This is a genomic window from Martelella endophytica (assembly GCF_000960975.1).
GTDB lineage: Bacteria > Pseudomonadota > Alphaproteobacteria > Rhizobiales > Rhizobiaceae > Martelella > Martelella endophytica.
Genome location: NZ_CP010803.1, coordinates 3,114,251 through 3,134,184, shown reverse-complemented (window position 1 = coordinate 3,134,184; position 19,934 = coordinate 3,114,251). Strand labels below are relative to the sequence as shown.

Genomic DNA, 19,934 nt, shown 5'->3' with positions numbered 1-19,934 from the left:
TCTTTCCTCAGATCCCGAGAAACGGCTGGACGATGCGCATCAGCCGGCTACTGAAGCGCAGCGGGGCGTCGGTGACGGTGAGGCAGATGCATTCCGCATCGGGCGTCACCACCGGCTGATGCAGGGTTTCGTCATCCTCCTCCTCTAGATCACCCGGCGCATAGGTCTCGCCTTCCGACACGAAGCTTCCGGTCAGCACCAGCGTAAGTTCGCGGCCGCCATGACTGTGCTCCGGCAGGGGACTTCCGGCTGGCACCCGCAAAAGCCTTGCGGTCACGGCCGTGTCGCCGGTGGGCACGAGATACTGATGGGCGCCGACCCCGAGCCGCTTCCACCGGACATCAGAAAGTGCCCCGCCGAGATAGGAACGCAGCGGTTCGGGGACATCGGCCTTTGCATCAGCCGGCACCGCCGCAACCGGCTCGCGATCCTCCGTATCATCGCTGTCGAGCCGGCCGAGCATGGTGGCCCAGGCATCATCGACATCGGCTTCATCGGTCTTGATGTCTTCCAGCAGAGCGCCGCCTGCCGCCTCCATCATCGAAAGCCGCTTGCGGCAGTCCGGGCAATAGGCAAGATGGGTGGCAACAGCGAGGCTCCAGCCTTCGCTGAGGCTGCCCGCGGCATATTCGAGCAACAGGTCGTCGCTGACGTGGTGTCTTGCGGAAACGGTCATCGTTCGTCTCCAAGCGCATATCTCAATTTTGAAAACGCTGCCCGGATACGCGATTTCACGGTTCCAAGCGGCAGCGACATCCTTTCTGCAATCATGCTGTGCGGTATTTCCTCGAAAAACGACATTCTGAGAAGTTCGGCCTGTTCGCTCGGCAGCGTGGCGAGTGCGACGCGGATGCGCTCGGCATCCTGGCCGTCCTCGAAATTCTGGTCGGGCGCCGCCGGCGCCTCGGGCACCAGTGCCGGATCCTCGGGATCGAATTCCGGCCGGCGCGATCGGCGCAGGCTGTCGATGCGGATGTTGCGGGCGACGGTGAAGATCCAGGCCGAGGCATTGCCGCGGCCGGCATCGAACTGTCCGGCCTTGCGCCAGACGGTCATCATCGTTTCCTGCATCAATTCGTCGGCAAGCGCGACGTCGAAAGCGCGCTTCAGCATATAGGCTCGGACGCGCGGCCCGAAGTGACGGAAGAGCGCCTCGAAGGCCGCGCGGTCCCGCGCCTCACCCACACGGATGAGGCATCGGGTCATTTCCGATGATGTCACTTCGTCCAAGCGTCCGCCCTTCGCGGTTTTCATTCCAATGGGCGTCACACGCGGCATGCGTCCGGAAGGACGCAGGCGTGCGACGCGGGGTCGTGAGGGTTGGACAAGCTCGAACATGATGAACGTTACGCGCCAGGCCGCCCTCCGGATTGAGGTTCTAACAAATTTTTCCGCTTTTCAATCCGCGCTTTCAGCCAAAGCGTAGAGTGACTTGAAACAGGGAGAGCTCAAAGGCATGCAATTCAGGCCAGATCGTTCATTCAGACGCCACCGGGCTTCGGCCGAAATCGCCGTCATCGGCTCGGGGATTTCCGGGCTCTCAGCGGCCTGGCTGCTGAGCAAGACGGCCAGGGTGACCCTCTTCGAGGCCGACAGCCGGCCGGGCGGTCACTCCAATACGGCCGTTGCGACATTCGCCGACAGAAGCGTCCCGGTCGATACCGGCTTCATTGTCTTTAACGAGCGCAACTATCCGAACCTGACAGCCTTCCTCGATTATCTCGGCGTCAAGACGCAGCCCTCGGAAATGTCGTTCTCGGCCTCGCTCGACGATGGCGCCTTCGAATATGGCGGCACCAATATCGCGACGATGCTGGCGCAGAAGTCCAATATCCTGCGGTTCAGCTTCTGGCGGATGGTCTACGACATCTTCCGTTTCTACCGCGAGGCACCGCTTGTCGCCAACCACAGCGCGGCCGATGCGCTGACGCTTGGCGACTATCTCGACGCGCGCGGCTATTCGCGGCGCTTTGTCGAGGACCATATCCTGCCGATGGGGGCTGCGATCTGGTCGACGACGGCCGACAAGATGCGGGCCTACCCTCTCCTCGCCTTCACCCGCTTCTTCGAAAGCCACGGTCTGCTGACTCTTGCCGATCGGCCGGAATGGCGCACGGTCACCGGCGGAAGCCGCGAATATGTGAAGCGGGCCCTGCTCGACCTCAGCGGTCCCTTGCGCCTTTCCACGCCCGTAAAGGCCGTCGACCGTCGCGAGGACGGCGTCTGGCTCACCCTGGAGAACGGCGAACGGCAGCGATTCGATGATGTCGTCATCGCCACCCATGCCGACCAGGCCCTGTCGATGCTCGCCCACGCCGACGACGAGGAGCGCAACCTGCTCTCTTCCTTCCGCTACAGCTACAATGACGCGATTTTGCACAGCGACGCGTCGCTGATGCCGAAACGGCGGAAGGTCTGGTCGAGCTGGAACTACCTGGAGGACAGAAGCTCAGGCCAGCCGCAACTCTGCGTGACCTACTGGATGAACCGGCTGCAATCGATCGACGAGCGCTACCCGCTGTTCGTCACGCTCAATCCGGCCCGTGCGATCGATCCCGGCAAGATCCACGATTGCTTCTGCTACACCCACCCGCTGTTCGACCGGCAAGCGATCGAGGCGCAGCGCGCGCTCTGGCATATCCAGGGCCGCGGCAATGTCTGGTATTGCGGCGCCCATTTCGGCAGCGGCTTCCATGAGGATGGCCTGCAATCCGGCCTGGCGGTGGCGGAAGCGATCGCCGGCGTGCGCCGTCCCTGGCAGGTCGAAAACGAATCGGGCAGGATATTCATTCCCGCAACCAAACGTTTGGCGGCCGAATGAGATCAGGAATCTTCAGAGGCGAGGTCATCCATCAGCGCCACCGACCAAAAAAGCACCGGCTTTCCTACCGGGTGTTTTCGCTGCTGATCGACCTCGACGAACTGCCGGCGCTTGACCGGCGGCTGAAGCTCTTTGCACACAACCGCTTCGCGCTGTTCAGCCTGTTCGACCGCGACCACGGCAGTCTCACCGGCGGCGATCTCAAGGCCTGGGCGCTCGGCGAACTGGAAAGCGCCGGTCTTGAAGCAGTTCGCGTCGAGATGCTCTGCTATCCACGCATTCTCGGCTATGTCTTCAATCCGCTGACGGTCTTCTTTTGCTATGGCGACGATGGCCGGTTGGTCGGCATCCTCTATGAGGTCTGCAACACCTTCAAGGAGCGATTCACCTATATCATCCCGGTGAAGGACGATATCCGGCCGGTGCGGCAGTCGGCCGAAAAGCAGTTCTATGTCTCGCCCTTCATGCCGATGGATTGCGTCTATCATTTCGCGATCAGCCCGCCTGAAGACGCCGTCTCCGTGCGCATCAACGAGACCGATCCTGAGGGGCCGCTGCTCTATGCAGGCTTTGCCGGCAAGCGGCAGGCGCTGACCGACCGGACCCTGCTCCACGCTTTTCTGCGTTACCCGCTGATGACGCTGAAGATTTTTGCGGGTATTCATTTTGAAGCGCTCCGGCTTGTGCTGAAGGGCGCTCCGTTTTTCAGACACACGCCGGCGGCGGCGCGTGTGCGGAGCGTCGTAGCCGGCGGCAGACATGCGGAAGACGAGGCCTATGAACGGATCGAAGAACGAACCCAAGCGTGATCTCAATTTCTGGCAGCGCATGGTCGTGCGCATGGCGAGCCGCATCCGGATCGGTACGCTGACGCTCCACTTCCCCGGCGGCCGCAGTGCGACCGTGACCGGCAGTGCGGACGGCCCGACGGCAGAGATCACGCTCCGCAACGCCCGACCATTGTTCCGGCTGATGACCGATGGCGACCTGGGCTTTGCCCGCTCCTATATCGACGGCGACTGGGAGAGCCCTGATCTTTCGGCGCTGCTGGAACTTGCCATCGTCAATGAGGACCACCTCGACGCGGTGCTCTCGTCCTCGACCGTGTTCACCGCCCTCTCCCGCTTCCGTCACCGCCTGCGCCGTAACACCAAGTCCGGCAGCAAGCGCAACATCGCCTTCCATTACGATCTCGGAAACGCCTTCTACGAACGCTGGCTGGATGAGACGATGACCTATTCATCCGCGCTCTACGAGGGGCGCGAGCGCTCGCTCTCGGAAGCCCAGCTTGCGAAGTACGACCGGATTATCGCCCGGCTGCAGATCGGGCCCGAGGACCGGGTGCTGGAGATCGGCTGCGGCTGGGGCGGCTTTGCGGAAAGGGCTGCGGCCGTCACCGGCTGTCATGTCACCGGACTGACGCTTTCCAAAGAACAGGCGAAGTATGCCCGCGAGCGGCTGGCGAAAAAGGGCCTGTCCGATCGCGCCGACATCCGTCTTGAGGATTATCGCGACTGCACCGGCACCTATGACAAGATCGTCTCGATCGAGATGTTCGAAGCCGTCGGCGAGGAGAACTGGCCGACCTTCTTCGATGCCGTCCATGACAGGCTCGCCCCCGGTGGCACCGCGGTCATCCAGTCGATCGCGATCGAGGACCATCGCCTGGACCATTACCGCCGAAACCCGGATTTCATCCAGGCCTACATCTTCCCCGGCGGCATGCTGCCCTCCTTCGAGAGTTTTTCGAAATGCGCTGGCGAGGCCGGGCTGAAGGTGCGCGAACTCTTCGCCTTCGGTCGCGACTACGCCCGCACACTGCTCGAATGGGAAGAACGCTTCCTTGCCGAATGGGAGGCAATCCGGCCGCTCGGCTTCGATGATCGTTTCCGGCGGATGTGGCGCTATTACCTGCATTATTGCGCGAGCGGCTTCAACGCCGGCAATATCGATGTTGCCCAGTTTCACCTGCACAAGCCGGCAGTCTAGCGTCTGTTTGCGGCAATGCGCGGAAACCGCAGCGCGATGAAGGCCGCAAGTGCCGCCGCACCGGAGACGTTGAGCGCGAAGAGATTGCGCAACGCGGCGTCATCCACCGGCGGGTTGCCATAGCGGCCGAGCAACGCGATGAAGGCCACGAACACGGCGGCGACCATGGTCCGCGACAGCCATTTCTCTTCCGCGTAGAACAGGCTCGCGGCCAGCATCAGGCACGGAAACAGGAACCACAGCGCGCCGCTGCCCGGACCGAGCCCGATGGCAATCACGATCGTGTCCAACGTGCCGGTGATCACCAGCCCTGCCCGCGCTTTCAGACCGATCCCGCCTCGCGCCATCAGCCAGACGGCAATGTAAAGCCAGAGCGATGCCAGCGAAATCAGCGATGCATGGAACATGCTGTTCGCCAGGAACCAGACATAGATCGGGTAGACCGGCTTGTTCAGCACCATCAGCAGAGCCACGGACCCCGCCGCCGATGTGAGCCTGTCTTCGCTACCGCTCATCGATCACTCCTGCCGCGGCGGTCGGGGGAAGAAGGCGCTGACGCGGCGCTTGTAGGCGGCAAACGCCTCGCCGCGGGTCTTTTCCATGTGCTCCTCAAGATAGGGGATGCCCGAGACATGGTTGAGCAGCCAGTACATCATCACCGGCGCCAGAAAGGCGAGGAAGCCGATCCAACCGCGTTCGAAGCCGGCGTAGGCGACCAGCGGCCAAGCGCACCACCACAACCACTCGAAGAAGTAGTTCGGGTGCCGCGACCAGCTCCACAGACCGATGTCGCAAACGGATTTGCCGACCGGCTTTTCCTTCTTGAACTTCGAAAGCTGATAGTCGGCCGTCCCCTCGCCGGCAATCGCGACGAGCGCGACGATCAGCGCCAGAAGATCGAGCACGCCGGGGAACGGCGCCGGATTGAGGATCGCCGCATAGATCGAGAGCGCCAGCACGAAGGCGGCAAAGGCCTGGATCTCGAGGAACCACAACAGCCTGATTGATGCCTTGTCGCCCCAGCTTTCGATCAGCGCCGCATAGCGCGGGTCGTCCTTCTTGCCGGAGGAGCGCATCGCGATATGGCCCGCAAGGCGCACGGCCCAGATCCCGACAATGAGCCCCGCGAACCACTTGCGTCCCGGATTGCCATCCTCCGCAGCGATGATGACGAAAAGCCCGGCAATACCGCAGAGCGCCGCCCAGATCGTGTCGATCCAGCCGCTGTTTCCCGTCGAGCGCTGAACCGCCCAGGCAATCGCCATGCCGGCACAAAGACCGACAAACAGGATGAGAAGAATGGCAAGGGACATGTGACCTCCTGTGTTTTCCTTCTCAACGCAGCCCATGCCGGCGTGGATCGTCTTTCCCCGCAAAATCGGCCCGGCGCTCTCGCCTGCACGGGCGGCATTTGCCATAATGGGATGCCCAGCAAGGAGTCCCGATGTCCCTCACCGATCCGCTTTTCACCGCTCCCAGCGAACCGCTCGCCGTGCTCAAGTCCGTCTATGGCTACCCGGCCTTTCGCGGCAAGCAGCAGGCGGTGGTCGAACAGGTGGTTGCCGGCGGTGATGCGGTGGTGCTGTTTCCGACGGGTGCGGGCAAATCGCTCTGCTATCAGGTGCCCTCGCTCTGCCGCCCTGGCGTCGGCGTGGTGATCTCGCCGCTGATCGCGCTGATGCGAGACCAGGTCGAGGCGCTGAAGCAGCTCGGCGTCAATGCAGCGGCACTGAACTCGTCGATCTCGCGGGAAGATTACGGCGCTGTCCGCCGCGCGCTTGACGCCGGCACGCTCGATCTTCTCTATGTGACGCCCGAGCGGGTCGCCACCCCCGGTTTCCGCGAGATGATGGCAAATGTCGAGATCGCTCTGTTCGCCATCGACGAGGCCCATTGCGTCTCGCAGTGGGGCCATGACTTCCGGCCGGAATACCGCGCGCTCGACGCGCTGCGCGAGACCTTTCCCGGCGTGCCGCGCATGGCGCTGACGGCAACCGCCGACCCGCACACCCGCGAGGACATCATCGCGCGGCTCGGGCTTGAGGACGCTGCCGTCTTCACCACCTCCTTCGACCGGCCAAACATCACCTACGAGATCGTAGAGCGCGACCAGCCCCGCCGCCAGCTTCTCGAATTCCTCAACCGCCACAAGGGCGCAAGCGGCATCGTCTATTGCCTTTCCCGCGCCAAGGTGGATGAAACGTCGGAGTGGCTGAATGGGCAAGGCATCCCGTCCCTGCCCTATCATGCGGGCATGACCCGCGAAGACCGCGACGCCAACCAGGATGCCTTCCTCAAGGAAGAAGAACTCTGCCTTGTCGCCACGGTCGCCTTCGGCATGGGCATCGACAAGCCGAATGTCCGCTATGTCGCTCATCTCGACCTGCCAGGGTCGGTGGAAGCCTACTATCAGGAAACCGGCCGCGCCGGCCGCGACGGCCTGCCGTCTGAAGCCTGGATGGCCTATGGCATGGCCGATGTCGTCCAGCGCGGCAAGATGATCGAGCGGGGTACCGCAGGCGAGGAAATCAAGCGCGTCGAACGCGCCAAGCTGAACGCCCTGCTCGGCATCTGCGAGACAGCAGGATGCCGGCGGCAGGCGCTGCTTGCCCATTTCGGAGAGGCCCATCCCGGCGGGTGCGGCAATTGCGACACCTGCCTGAAGCCGGTCGACACCTGGGAGGGCACGGAAGCCGCGATCAAGGCGCTTGCGGCGATCTACCGCACCGGCGAACGCTTCGGTGCCGGGCACGTCATTGATGTGCTCACCGGTAACGAGACCGAACGGACCGAACGCTTCGGCCACAATTCCATGCCCGTCTTCGGCGCCGGCCGCGACCTGCCGGTCAAGACCTGGCAATCGGTCTACCGCCAGCTTCTGGCCATGGGGCTCATCCGCGTCGACCACGAGGCCTATGGCGCGATGAAACTGGAAGCGGAAGCGCGCGCCGTGTTCCGGCATGAACGCACCATCCGCTTCCGCTCAGACCGGCCGACCCGCGGCAAGGCGGCGAAATCGGCCTCCTCTGCCCGTTCGCGCGAGGCCAAGGCCGCACTTTCGGCCGAAAACCAGTCACTGTTTGAGGCACTGCGCGCGACCCGCACGGCGCTGGCGAAGGACCTGTCGGTCCCGCCCTATGTGATCTTCCCCGATACGACGCTGATTGCGCTCGCGACCGAGCGTCCCGAAACGCCGGAAGACATGCTGCAGGTCTCCGGCGTCGGCAACAGCAAGCTCGCCCGCTTCGGCGAGGATTTTCTGGCGGTGATCCGCAGCCACGGCTAGGACGTCAGATCGCCAGCGCGTCCTTCAGGGTCAGCCCTTCGCGGGGCCTGAGGTCGAGATCGCTTTCCATCAGGTCGAGGTGGTGGAGCATCATCGTCGTAGCGCGTTCGCGGTCTCCGGCTTCCACGGCGTCGAGAATATCCTCGTGCTCCGAATGGCCGCAGCTCGAGACGCCCGAGCGGCCGTAGAGCGCGATCACCAGGGACGAACGCGCAACGAGCTCGCTCATGAACTTCTGCAGGATCGCGTTGTCGGCAACGGAGGCCAGCAGCAGATGAAAATCGCCGGAGGCCTTGATCTCGGCGCGCTTGGCCTCGACCCCGCGCCGGCTCTTGTGGCGATCCTCTTCGGCGAGCTGTTCGCGGAAGTTGGCGATGTCGGCCGGCGTGATGCGCTTGATGGCGGCGGCAACGATCCCCGGCTCGATCATCCGCCGCGCGGCAAACACCTGGCGAGCATCTTCCGGCGATGGATTGGATACAAAAGCACCCTTGTTTCGCTCACTCTGAACCAAGCCTTCGAAAGCCAGCATCTGCAGCGCATAGCGTACCACCGTGCGCGAGACGCTGAACAGGGTTCCGACCTCGGCCTCCGGCAGGCGCGTGCCGGGAGCAAGCCTGCGATCGACGATCGCATCGCGCAGCGAATCGCGAATGGCGCGCGCGCGGTCTTCATGATTGGAGTCGATTGAGGGGCCGATAGAAATGTTCTGTTCCATGGGGCTCTTGTACTCCGGCCGCGGCGATTTGAAAAGGCTGCAAACCCTCTACCGATATCCGTGCACACAATACGACCTTTTGATTGCATGCAATGCTGATTTTTTATGCATGCAAAATATCGCGACACTGGCGTGCGATACATCCGTGAGAAATTCGTTTTCAAAAACAATCGCCTACCGTCATCGCGTCAATTTGGCACGGTTGATGCATGGCTTATTGCAACGAACAGGGGACCGCGCATGACCAAAGCCGCCGCGATCGAGATCATTGCCGTATCGAAGATTTACGGCCATACGACCGCTGTCGATGCCATCGACCTGAAGATACCCGCCGGCACCTATTGCTGCCTGCTTGGCCCGTCCGGCTGCGGCAAGACCTCGACGCTGCGCATGCTGGCCGGCCACGAAAGCATCTCCAAGGGCGATGTGCTGCTCGGCGACAAGAACGTCACGGACCTGCCCCCGGCGCGACGCGGCACCGCGATGATGTTCCAGTCCTACGCCCTGTTCCCGCATCTCGACCTTGTCGAAAACGTCGCCTTCAGCCTGAAGATGAAAGGCGTCGGCAAGGAAGAGCGCCGCAAGCAGGCGCTCGACATGCTGAAGCTGATGCAGCTTGAGCCTTATGCCGAACGCCGGCCGGCACAGCTCTCCGGTGGCCAGCAGCAGCGTGTGGCGCTTGCCCGCGCGCTGATAACCGATCCGGAAGCGCTGCTGCTCGACGAACCGCTCTCTGCGCTCGATCCTTTCCTCAAGGTGCAGATGCGCGCCGAACTGAAGAAGCTGCAGACCTCGCTTGGCATCACCTTCGTCCACGTGACCCATAGCCAGGAAGAGGCGATGGCGCTCGCCGACCTGATCGTCGTCATGAACGACGGCCGGATCGAGCAGGCGGCAACGCCACGCGAAGTCTTCGAGAAGCCGGCGACCGCCTTCGTCGCCCGGTTCATGGGCGACCACAATGTGATTTCCGGCAAGGTCAAGGAGAAGACCGGCGCCGGGATCATGCTCGAGGCGGCCGAAGGCGGCACGTTCGCGGCCATCGGCCGCGCGCCGGAGGTCGGAGAAAAGGCCGATGTCGCGGTGCGCAACGACCATATCCGCATCGGCAAGACCGAAGAACCGGGCCTCGGCTTCACCGGCATCGTGGCCACGGTCGAATATCTCGGCTCGACGGTCAAGCTGATCATGAACGGCGCCGGCGTGGAGGGTTTTACTGTGATCCTCTCCGACAGCCGTTTCTTCGAGACCCCCGTTCGCGTCGGGGAAGCGGTTTCCGTGCACTGGAACCCGTATGACGCGATCATCCTCGGACAACAAAAATAATAATCGAATTCAACCGGTTACCTCTAGCAAGGAGAACAGACGTGACTGATGCTACGAAAAAGACCAAGGGCGGCCTCACGCGCCGCAAGCTTCTGAAGACGACCGCCGCCGCCACGGGTGCTGCCATCGGCTCCGGCGTGATCACCGGCTTCCCGACCATCTGGGCGCAGAATCCGATCACGCTGCGCCAGTTCGGCACCGGCGTTTCGAACATCAATGCGGTGGCGCAGAAATGTAAGGAAGATCTCGGCATCACGCTCGAAATGACAGCGATGGATTCGGACGCCGCCGCCCAGCGCGCGGCAACCCAGCCGAACTCCTACGACATCGCCGACATCGAATACTGGATCCTGAAGAAGATCTGGGCCACCGGCGTCATCCAGCCGATGGATGTCTCCAAGCTCACCTATTACGATGACATCGTGCCGCTGTTCAAAACCGGCAAGCTGACGCCCGACAGCGAAATCGCCCAGGGCACGGCCCCGCACACCGTCGGCTTCGTCAACGCCCCCGGCGACAAGACCTTCGCCGACGCGCCAACCGGCTACATGACGATGGTTCCGACCATCTACAACGCCGACACGCTCGGCATCCGCCCCGATCTCGTCGGCCGCGAGATCAATTCCTGGGCCGATATTCTCGACCCGGCCTTCAAGGGCAAGACCTCGATCCTCAACATCCCGTCGATCGGCATCATGGATGCCGCGATGATCATGGAAGCCGATGGCCAGATCAAATATGGCGACAAGGGCAACATGACCAAGGAAGAGATCGACAAGACGATCGAATTCCTGATGAAAACCAAGAAGGACGGCCAGTTCCGTGCCTTCTGGAAGACCTTCGACGAGAGCGTCAACCTGATGTCGTCCGGCGAAGTCGTCATCCAGTCGATGTGGTCGCCGGCCGTCGCGGCCGTTCGCGCCAAGGGCATTCCGTGCAAGTATCAGCCGCTGAAGGAAGGCTATCGTGCCTGGGGCGGCGGCCTCGGCCTCGCCTCGCATCTGGAAGGCGCCCAGCTGGATGCGGCTTACGAATACATCAACTGGTACCTCTCCGGCTGGGTCGGTGCCTACCTCAACCGCCAGGGCTACTACTCCGCCTGCATGGACACCGCCAAGAAGTTCATGTCCGACAACGAGTGGGGCTACTGGATCGAGGGCAAGCCCGCGACCGAGGATATCCTCTCGCCGGAAGGCCAGGTCATGGAAAAGACCGGCGCGGTGCGCGACGGCGGCTCGTTCGAGGAACGCATGGGCCACGTCGCCTGCTGGAACTCGGTGATGGACGAAGACCGCTACATGGTCCGCCGCTGGAACGAGTTCATCGCTTCGTGATGACCATGGGAGCGGTTCGCCGCTCCCCTCGCGGTTGCATTCCAATCGATCCCCCCCTTGAGGGGGAGATGCCCCGACAGGGGCAGAGAGGGGTGAACCCTATCCGAGCGCACGGAGATTGCGGCTTCCAGGGCTTACGCCCTCTACCCCTCTCTGTCGCTTTCGCGACATCTCCCCCTCAAGGGGGAGATTGAATGACGCCGGCCTACCGTGAGAATAAAGGGAACGCCCCATGAGCACCACCGCGAATGCCGAACCGCAAAAGCGCGCCCGTCCGGGCCTCAGGCTGCCTCTGGCCGTGGTATCGTGGCTGCAGGCCGCGCCGCTTGCTGTCATTCTCGGCGTGTTCCTGGTGATCCCGCTGCTGCTGATCGTTGTGGTCAGCTTCTGGGACTACGATTTCGCGATGATGTATCCGGGTTTCTACACCTTCAACTATGCCGAGACCTTCGGCTCCTGGGTGACGTGGAAGACCTATCTCAACACGCTGAAATATGCGGCCATCGTCTGGGCGCTGACCCTCGTCATCGGCTTCTGGGTCGCCTACTTCCTCGCCTTCCACATCCGCTCCGCCGCCATGCAGACCGTGATGTTCCTGATCTGCACTGTGCCGTTCCTGACCTCCAACATTATCCGCATGATCTCGTGGATCCCGGTTCTCGGCCGCAACGGCATCGTCAATTCGGCGCTGGTCAGCATGGGCATCGTGCGCGAGCCGGTCGAATGGCTGCTCTATTCGGACTTTGCCGTCATTCTCGCCATGGTCCATCTCTACACCCTGTTCATGGTGACGCCGATCTTCAACTCGCTGATCCGTATCGATCGCGCCCTGATCGAGGCCGCCCGCGATGCCGGCGCATCGAGCACGCAGATCCTCACCAATGTCATTATCCCGCTGGCAAAGCCCGGCATGGCGATCGGCACGATCTTCGTGGTCACGCTGGTGATGGCGGATTTCATCACCGTGCTCGTCATGTCCGGCGGTCAGAGCGCATCTGTGGCGCTGATGATGCGGAACCAGATGTCGTTGCTGCAATATCCTGGTGCCGCCGCCAACGCGGTCGTGCTTTTGATCGTCGTCCTGATGATGGTCGCGGGCATCCTCCGCATCGTCGATATCCGCAAGGAGCTCTGAACCATGCACGGCGAAAAACGAACCCGCGAATTCTATATCCTGGCGATCTTCTTCACGCTGTTCGTGCTGTTCCTCTACGGGCCGCTCTCGGCGATCCTGATCCTCTCCTTCCAGGGCCCGCGCGGCGGCCTCACCTTTCCGCTGAACGGCGTTTCGCTGCACTGGTTCTTCAACCTGTTCGAGACACAGGCGGTCGGCGATTTCGGCGGCAGCATGCGCCGTTCGCTGACGCTCGGGCTGATGGTGATGATCGTCACGGTCGTCGTCTCGCTGATGGCGGGCCTCGCCTTCCGCCGCCGTTTCCTCGGTGCAACGGTGCTGTTCTATCTGGCGATCGCGAGCCTCGTGGTGCCCTCGATCATCGTCTCGCTCGGCATCGGCGTGATGTTCCAGCAATCGGGTATCGCGCCCGCCTGGTTCACCTCCGCATTCGGCGCTCAGCTCACCTGGACGCTGCCCTTCGGCGTGCTGATCATGTTCGCCGTGTTCAACCGTTTCTCGCCCTCCTACGAGGAAGCCGCCCGCGACCTCGGCGCCACCTCGTGGCAGACCTTCCGCTATGTCGTGCTGCCGATGATCGCCCCCAGCCTGATCGGCGTCGCCCTCTTCGGCTTCACGCTCTCCTATGACGAATTCGCCCGCACGCTGCTGACGGCTGGCACCTACAACACGCTGCCGCTCGAAATCATGGCGATGACCACCAATGTCACCACGCCGGTGCTCTATGCGCTCGGCACGGTGACGACGGTGTTCTCCTTCATCGTCATCGGCATCGCGCTCGGCCTCATCCGGGCGCTGAACCGCGGCCGCGCGAAGGGCTGAAAGCGCATGAACATCCTCGTCGTCAACCCGAACACCACCTGCTCGATGACCGAGACCATCGGCCAGGCCGCGCGCAAGGCCGCCAATGCGGGAACGGCGATCACCGCCGTCACCTCCTCCATGGGGCCCGTCTCGATCGAGGGCTATTACGACGAGGCACTGGCCGTCCCCGGCCTCCTCATCGAAATCGCTCGAGGCGAGCAGGCCGGCGCCGAAGCGGCGATCATCGCCTGCTTCGACGATACCGGCCTCGACGCCGCCCGGGCGCTCGCCGGCATTCCTGTCATCGGCATCTGCGAGGCCGCCGTCAGGATGGCAAGCTTTATCGCGCGCCGTTTCACCATCGTCACCACCACCGAACGGTCGCGCATCCCGATCGAGGAACTCGTCAAGCGCTATGGCGCAGCCGGCGATGTCCGGGTGCGCGCCGCCGACATACCGGTGCTCTCGCTTGAGGACCCGCAATCGAACGCCCGCGACCGGCTGCGCTCGGAAATCACCTCGGCCATAGCGAAAGATAGCGCGGAGGCGATCGTGCTCGGCTGCGCCGGCATGGCGGACCTTGCCGACGACCTGACTCGAGAATTCGGCCTTCCGGTGATCGACGGCGTCTCGGCGGCGGTGAAGCAGGCCGAAGCGCTGGTCGGCCTCGGCCTGTCAACAGCCAAGCGTGGCCCCTATGCCCGCCCCTATGCCAAGCGCTATGATGGGATGCTAGCCGACTTCGCACCACAGCTTCTTTCCGGAACGTAAGAATGGAAATCCGTACCCTCTCCCTTCAGCAGATCGAGATCCTGGTTCGATGGGCGGGGGCCGAGGGCTGGAATCCCGGCCTTGCCGACGCCAGTGCCTTCCAGGCGGCAGACCCACAGGGCTATTTCGGCGGTTTCCTCGACGGTGAAATGGTCTCGGGCATTTCCGCAGTCGCCTATGACGACCGCTTCGGCTTCGTCGGTCTCTACATCACCCGCCCCGACATGCGCGGCAATGGCTATGGCCGACGCCTGTGGGACCACGCGATCGACTATCTCGGCAACCGCACCATCGGGCTCGATGGCGTCCCGGAACAACAGGCAAACTATGCCCGCATGGGTTTCGCCGCCGATTACGGGACCGCCCGCTGGAGCGGCAAGCCGGCCGGACTGTCGCGCAGCGGCGCATCCCGCCGCGCGGGCTTCGCCGACCTGCCGGCGCTTGCAGCCTTCGATCGCTTTCCCGCAATCCGGCATATGTTTCTCGCAAAATGGCTGAAGGCCGCCGAGAGCGCCCGGGTGATAGAGACCGACGGCTCCATCGTCGCCTTCGGCGCGGCGCGAAAATGTCTGGACGGCGTCAAGGTCGGACCTCTTTTCGCCGAGACAGCCGAAGATGCCGTGAGGCTTCTCGCCGATCTTGTCGCCGATATCGGCCCTTCCCGCATCGACATCGACGTGCCGCTGCTACAGACCGATTTCATTGCGGTTCTCGAGGCGTCGGGCCTGACCCGCGGGTTCGAGACGGCGCGCATGTATCGCGGGCCGAAACCCGACCTGCGGCTATCGGACGTCTTCGCCGTGACGAGCCTTGAACTCGGCTGACCGCCGGCCGTTTTGCCCACCACGCGCAAAACGGCTGCACAGGAGCGGAAAACCGTGCTAAAGCGCGCGCGTCCAAGTTCCAGCAATCGAAGATAAGCTCATGTCGAAGTTCAAATCCGAATTCCTGCACACGCTCTCCGAGCGCGGCTTCATTCATCAGATTTCCGATGAATCGGGCCTCGATGACCTTTTGGTCAAGGAGCAGGTGACGGCCTATATCGGCTTCGACCCAACGGCGCCGAGCCTTCATGCCGGGTCGCTGATCCAGATCATGATGCTGCACTGGTTCCAGAAGACCGGCCACCGGCCGATCTCGCTGATGGGCGGCGGCACCGGCATGGTCGGCGACCCGTCGTTCAAGGACGAGGCCCGCAAGCTGATGACGCTCGATACGATCGAGGAAAACATTGCCTCGATCCAGCGCGTCTTCGCCAACTACATCAACTACGAAAGCGGCAACGCCCCGGCATTGATGATCAACAATGCCGACTGGCTACGCAAAATCAACTACCTCGAATTCCTGCGCGATGTCGGCCAGTACTTCTCGGTCAACCGGATGCTGTCGTTCGAAAGCGTCAAGACCCGGCTCGACCGCGAGCAATCGCTGTCCTTCCTCGAATTCAACTACATGATCCTGCAGGCCTACGACTTCGTCGAGCTCTACAAGCAGACCGGCTGCCGGATGCAGATGGGCGGCTCCGACCAGTGGGGCAACATCGTCAACGGCATCGATCTCGGCCACCGCATGGGAACCCCGCAGCTCTACGCGCTGACGGCTCCACTGCTGACGACCTCGTCGGGCGCCAAGATGGGCAAGTCCGCTTCCGGCGCGATCTGGCTTAACCCGGACATGCTCTCGGCCTATGACTTCTGGCAGTTCTGGCGCAACACCGAGGACGCCGACGTTCCGCGCTTCCTGAGGCTTTACACGACGCTGCCAATGGACGAAGTGGCGCGGCTCTCGGCCCTCGGCGGGGCGGAGCTCAATGAGGTCAAGAAAATCCTCGCAACCGAAGTAACGGCGATGCTGCATGGCCGGGCTTCGGCCGAAGAGGCGGCCGAAACCGCCCGCAAGACCTTCGAGGAAGGTGCGCTTGCCGAAAACCTGCCGACGATTGAGGTCCCGAAGGCCGATCTCGACGCCGGCCTCGGCATCCTGACGCTTCTGGTGCAGGCTGGCCTTGCCGGCTCCAACGGCGAGGCGCGACGGCACATCAAGGGTGGTGCTGTGAAGCTCAACGACGAGGCCGTTGCCGATGACCGCCTCACCGTGGGCTCCGGCGAAGTTTCCGGCGAAGGCGTCGTCAAGCTTTCCGTCGGCAAGAAGAAGCACATTCTGGTGCGGCCCGTCTGACGACACGCCCCAAGTCAAAACCGTCCGAGGCGGGCCACAGGCCCGCCTCTTTTGCTACTGGAACTCGAAGATACGCCGGAAAACCCCCGGTGCGATCGCCGAGAGCGGGTTGATGACCAGTTCCGGCTTCTCCGTCTTGCCCGTCAGCTTGAAGGTGATGCCGAACAGGCCCTTGTCCTGGCCATTGCCGAGGATGGGCCCGATCAGCGGGATTTCGGCGAAGATCCGGTTCAGGCCGTAGGCCGGCATGAAGGTGCCGGTCATGTCGATATTGCCGGCCGCGTCGCGCACCACGCCCTTGAACGTGGCGCCCACCTGGTCGCCGCGCACGAAGGCATCGGACACCCGCAGCACGCCGTCGGAAAGATCGACGATCGCCTGGGCGCGCTGGAAATGCTGGCTCGAAGCATTGATCTTGTTGCTGACGGTGGCATTGAGGCTCTTGCCGTTCTTGCCCGTCGGTGTGGACAGAAGGCGCTTCAGCTGCTCGTCGTTGATGAGGTCGAAATCGTTAAGCGTCAGCATGCCGCGCCAGCCCTGTGGCGTCTGGATCATGTCGAAGGTCAGCGCCCCGCCCGACATCTTCTGGTAGATGCCGAGGAACCGCAACAGCGCGCCGGTACCGGAGGTCTTGACATGAACCGCGGTCGCGCCGTTATCGGGCCCGACCTCGATGGAAAGCGGCTGGCCGGTGGCCGTCACGGCCGTGAAAGCGCCATTGCCGACCGCCCCGTTCACCACAGAAAGGTCGCCGACCACATTCGCGAGATAGCGGTCGCCCTCACCGCCAACACGCGCTAGATCGAGGTGCAGGTTGACGTTCTCGCCGCCGCTGCCGCTCGTGCCGCCACCGGTGCTGCCGTCCTTGGTGAGCTTGTCGAGGAGGCTTGCCGCCGCAAAGGAGCGACCGGTCACGGCGACATCGAGACCGGAGCCGTTCCGCTGCAGCGCGACGTTGAAGTCGTCGCCGGGGCCGAGCTGAACACCGTTGAGCGTTGCGGCGCTGAGGCCGCCCTTGTCCAGGGTGACTTCGCCGGTCGCCGCAAGTCCCTCCCCTGAAAGATTGAGGTTTTTCAGAGTCGTAACACCGTCCTTTGCTGTGCTTTCGAAGCTCAGCCTGGCGGCGACGCCAGCCGGTTTCGACCAACCGATCCAGGGCAGAGACAGGCGCGTCCGGGTCAGGTCCAGCGAGATCGTGTTGACGTTGTCGGCACCGTTCAGGGTCATTGTCATCGGGCCGGAGACATAATTGCCAAGCCCCGGGACCAGCTTGTCGCGCTGGGCATCATCCAGCGCGCCGGCGACGACAAGCGTGCTGCCCCCCGCTGCCTTTCCAAGCGGCTGGGTCCAGTCGATGTCGATCGGAATGCCGTCGACGCCACCCTTGCCCTTGTAGACGATCTGCTGCGGCGCGACCTCGATGTGGCCGTTGAGGTCGCTAACCGCATAGCCGCTGATCGGCTTGGCGATCGCGCCGTTTTGAACATCGGCGGCCACGTGCCAGTTTTCCGGCACCGACGACTGCCCGGCCTCCAGCGGGAACGAAGCCTGCACATGCACCACCCCGTCACCGGAAAAATCGTCAGGCGTGAAGTCGGTGCCCTTGAGAGCGTTGATCGGCGGCGCATCGGCAAAGGTCAGAACGTCCTGCACCCGTCCGGACAGTGTAACGTCGACGGCGCCGGTCACCGGCCTGCTATAGGCATCCGCGATGGTGAAATCGCCGTTCTCCAGCTTGATCGTGCGCCCCTTGCCGACCGAGAAGCTGCCATCGGCGATATCGACAGACACGGCGCCGCCTTCGATGCGCACATGGGCGTCGGAGCGGTTGACGTCGGGAAAGGTATCATTGAGGGTGATCCGGGTATCGTCGATGTCGAAGCCGATGCGCAGTTCGTTATTATCCAGATTGATCGGAATACCGACGCCCTGAAGCCGGCCGGCCGGCAGGAACACCGCGATATCGCCATTGGTCACGACGCCGCCATGGAGATTGTTGCTCACCCATTCACGCGGCTTGCGGGCAATCCAGAACGGCCAGAGCTGCTTGATCGCCTCGGTGTCCATTCTCTCGATGCGGGCGCCGAAGCTCAGCTCCGGACTGGCCTCGCCGAACACCGCCTTGAACGATGCGGCCATCATCCCCTGCGGGCTGGACACCGTGATGTTGTCGAGCAGGAGGTGGGGTTCGGCAGGGCGGAACTCACCGGTTGCCTTGGCATCGAAGATCAGCGGCGGCAAGCCGGGCTCGCGGGACTTGAACCGGCCACCGCGCACCAGAAAATCAAGGCCGTAGCCGTCATTTGCATCCGAATCGACACGATCGAGGTCGATGATGCCGCCGGTAAACGGAAACTGGCTGCCATCGAAATCGATCGACGAATCAGTGAGCTCGATCGAATGCTTGTCGTTGTCGTAGGAAAGGTTCAGCCGCGCATCGGTGAACGGCCGGGCAATGGTATCGGCAATGAAACTGCCCGTGGCGAGATCGAAGGCGGCATAGACCTCGGGATCGCCCCCCTCCTCCGCACGGGTCATCTGCAGGGCGACATCGGTCGTGCCCTCGACGCCGAGCGCCGGTTCACCGTCATTGTTGGTGCGCAGCAGGAAGGGCGTCAGCACGATGTTGCCGACCTCCGCCTGCAGGCTTTCTGTCCGCCCGTCCTTTCCGCTGGCCTCGATCGAGACGCCGGCGACGGTTCCATCCAGCGAGACCTCGCCATCGGCGCGCAGGATCCCGTCCGGCAGCAGGTTCAGGCTGAGCGAACGGACATCCACGGCAACAGTCTGGCCCGGCGATGCGCTACCGACCGGAAAGGCGATATCGCTCAGCTCGATGGACTGCGTATCGGCGGCGGCGAGAATGCCGCGGACAAAATCGGTCTGCTGGAAAATCGTCTCGACCAGCACCGGAAGCGTGTCAACGCGATGCTCGGTCAGCCGGAAGGTTCCGGTAGACGGCAGTGCGGACGAATCAAAGCGTATGTCATCGGCGGAGACCGAATTGACCGCGATCTGGCCGCGCGCGAGCGCCACCGGATCGACAGCGAAGGCCAATGTGCCGATCGCCGCCATCTGCTTGTCGTCGGGGTTCGCGACCGTGACGCCGCTGACGTTTAGCTCGAGCTTCAGACTGGGGCCGAGGCGCAGCGTCGCCGCACTGATGCGCGCATGATAGCCTTCCGGCATCGCGGCGCGGATCTGTTCGTTCGCCTTGGCGGCGAGAAAGCGGTCGAGCGAGCCGCTCTCGATCACATAGAATATCAGCGAGAACACGATCGCTGCGATCAGGGCAAAGAAAATCAGGGCCCGGACGCAGAGATGGGAGAGCGAGCGGTGAGGCCGGCTGTGGACGAGCAGCGGTTCATGCGCCTGCGCAGAGGGAAACGTGTGGAATGCCGCCCGCTCGCGCCTGCTGAACCGTGTCCGTTCGCCCCGAATATGTGGCTGTTTCTGCCGCTTCCCGCTCAAATCCGCTCTTCCAGAGAATATGTCTCGGACCAATGTGCATCCGGGGCGAATCCCTTGGTCCTGTCGCCACTATCGGTGAAGAAAGGCCGGCATGGCAAGCC

At 63.0% G+C, this 19,934-nt stretch carries 17 protein-coding genes; 11 read left to right on the top strand and 6 right to left on the bottom strand.

Annotation, left to right across the window (positions count from 1 at the left end; genetic code table 11):
• Positions 1–7: 7 nt before the first annotated feature.
• Complete coding sequence (locus TM49_RS14315; protein ID WP_045682231.1) at positions 8–676, bottom strand: ChrR family anti-sigma-E factor; 669 nt, start codon at positions 674–676, stop codon at positions 8–10.
• Entirely contained in the window at positions 673–1,221 is a 549-nt protein-coding gene (locus TM49_RS14310; protein WP_342021363.1) for a sigma-70 family RNA polymerase sigma factor, read from the bottom strand. Before TM49_RS14310 ends, TM49_RS14315 begins: the two co-directional genes overlap by 4 nt.
• Before the next feature lie 235 nt (positions 1,222–1,456).
• Between TM49_RS14310 and TM49_RS14305 the strand changes: the two genes are divergently transcribed.
• Genes TM49_RS14305 through TM49_RS14295 form a run of 3 tightly spaced genes read left to right on the top strand, consistent with a single transcriptional unit; the run spans position 1,457 to position 4,810 of the window.
• Positions 1,457–2,821 (top strand): NAD(P)/FAD-dependent oxidoreductase, encoded by a 1,365-nt coding sequence (locus TM49_RS14305; protein WP_045682229.1) that lies wholly within the window; start codon positions 1,457–1,459, stop codon positions 2,819–2,821.
• The gene (locus TM49_RS14300; RefSeq protein ID WP_045682227.1) at positions 2,818–3,630 is read left to right on the top strand and encodes a DUF1365 domain-containing protein; all 813 of its coding nucleotides are present in this window, start codon (positions 2,818–2,820) and stop codon (positions 3,628–3,630) included. Before TM49_RS14305 ends, TM49_RS14300 begins: the two co-directional genes overlap by 4 nt.
• On the top strand, positions 3,599–4,810 hold the full coding sequence (locus TM49_RS14295; protein ID WP_045682225.1) for an SAM-dependent methyltransferase: 1,212 nt from the start codon (positions 3,599–3,601) through the stop codon (positions 4,808–4,810). The genes TM49_RS14300 and TM49_RS14295 overlap by 32 nt, the downstream gene beginning before the upstream one ends.
• Here the strand turns inward: TM49_RS14295 and TM49_RS14290 are convergent.
• Together TM49_RS14290 and TM49_RS14285 are read right to left on the bottom strand one after the other, a co-directional pair.
• On the bottom strand, positions 4,807–5,325 hold the full coding sequence (locus tag TM49_RS14290) for a hypothetical protein (RefSeq protein WP_045682223.1): 519 nt from the start codon (positions 5,323–5,325) through the stop codon (positions 4,807–4,809). The genes TM49_RS14295 and TM49_RS14290 overlap by 4 nt on opposite strands.
• A 3-nt stretch (positions 5,326–5,328) precedes the next feature.
• Positions 5,329–6,123 carry a DUF1295 domain-containing protein gene (locus TM49_RS14285; RefSeq protein WP_045685266.1) on the bottom strand — a complete coding sequence of 265 codons (795 nt, stop codon included), beginning with the start codon at positions 6,121–6,123 and terminating at the stop codon, positions 5,329–5,331.
• A gap of 131 nt (positions 6,124–6,254) precedes the next feature.
• Here TM49_RS14285 and recQ point away from each other — a divergent pair, with 131 nt between their 5' ends.
• The gene (gene recQ / locus TM49_RS14280; protein WP_045682221.1) at positions 6,255–8,096 is read left to right on the top strand and encodes a DNA helicase RecQ; all 1,842 of its coding nucleotides are present in this window, start codon (positions 6,255–6,257) and stop codon (positions 8,094–8,096) included.
• Between the two features lie 4 nt (positions 8,097–8,100).
• Here the strand turns inward: recQ and TM49_RS14275 are convergent, their stop codons facing one another.
• A complete protein-coding gene (locus TM49_RS14275; protein ID WP_045682219.1) occupies positions 8,101–8,814 on the bottom strand; it encodes a GntR family transcriptional regulator in 714 nt (237 codons plus the stop codon).
• Between the two features lie 240 nt (positions 8,815–9,054).
• Between TM49_RS14275 and TM49_RS14270 the strand changes: the two genes are divergently transcribed.
• The 7 genes from TM49_RS14270 (at position 9,055) to tyrS (ending at position 16,362) form a co-directional block, all read left to right on the top strand.
• Positions 9,055–10,140, top strand: a complete 1,086-nt coding sequence (locus tag TM49_RS14270) for an ABC transporter ATP-binding protein (protein WP_045685264.1) — start codon at positions 9,055–9,057, stop codon at positions 10,138–10,140.
• Between the two features lie 41 nt (positions 10,141–10,181).
• Complete coding sequence (locus TM49_RS14265; protein ID WP_045682217.1) at positions 10,182–11,474, top strand: ABC transporter substrate-binding protein; 1,293 nt, start codon at positions 10,182–10,184, stop codon at positions 11,472–11,474.
• 232 nt (positions 11,475–11,706) lie between these two features.
• Positions 11,707–12,609 carry an ABC transporter permease gene (locus tag TM49_RS14260; RefSeq protein WP_045682216.1) on the top strand — a complete coding sequence of 301 codons (903 nt, stop codon included), beginning with the start codon at positions 11,707–11,709 and terminating at the stop codon, positions 12,607–12,609.
• A gap of 3 nt (positions 12,610–12,612) precedes the next feature.
• Positions 12,613–13,431: an ABC transporter permease gene (locus tag TM49_RS14255; protein WP_045682215.1), complete on the top strand. Its 819-nt coding sequence runs from the start codon at positions 12,613–12,615 to the stop codon at positions 13,429–13,431.
• Positions 13,432–13,437: 6 nt separating this feature from the next.
• Positions 13,438–14,184 (top strand): aspartate/glutamate racemase family protein, encoded by a 747-nt coding sequence (locus tag TM49_RS14250; RefSeq protein ID WP_045682214.1) that lies wholly within the window; start codon positions 13,438–13,440, stop codon positions 14,182–14,184.
• A gap of 2 nt (positions 14,185–14,186) precedes the next feature.
• Complete coding sequence (locus TM49_RS14245) at positions 14,187–15,008, top strand: GNAT family N-acetyltransferase (RefSeq protein ID WP_045682213.1); 822 nt, start codon at positions 14,187–14,189, stop codon at positions 15,006–15,008.
• Between the two features lie 100 nt (positions 15,009–15,108).
• Positions 15,109–16,362 carry a tyrosine--tRNA ligase gene (gene tyrS / locus TM49_RS14240; RefSeq protein ID WP_045682212.1) on the top strand — a complete coding sequence of 418 codons (1,254 nt, stop codon included), beginning with the start codon at positions 15,109–15,111 and terminating at the stop codon, positions 16,360–16,362.
• 54 nt (positions 16,363–16,416) lie between these two features.
• Here the strand turns inward: tyrS and TM49_RS14235 are convergent, their stop codons facing one another.
• Positions 16,417–19,833 (bottom strand): YhdP family protein, encoded by a 3,417-nt coding sequence (locus TM49_RS14235; RefSeq protein ID WP_045682211.1) that lies wholly within the window; start codon positions 19,831–19,833, stop codon positions 16,417–16,419.
• Between the last annotated feature and the right edge of the window lie 101 nt (positions 19,834–19,934).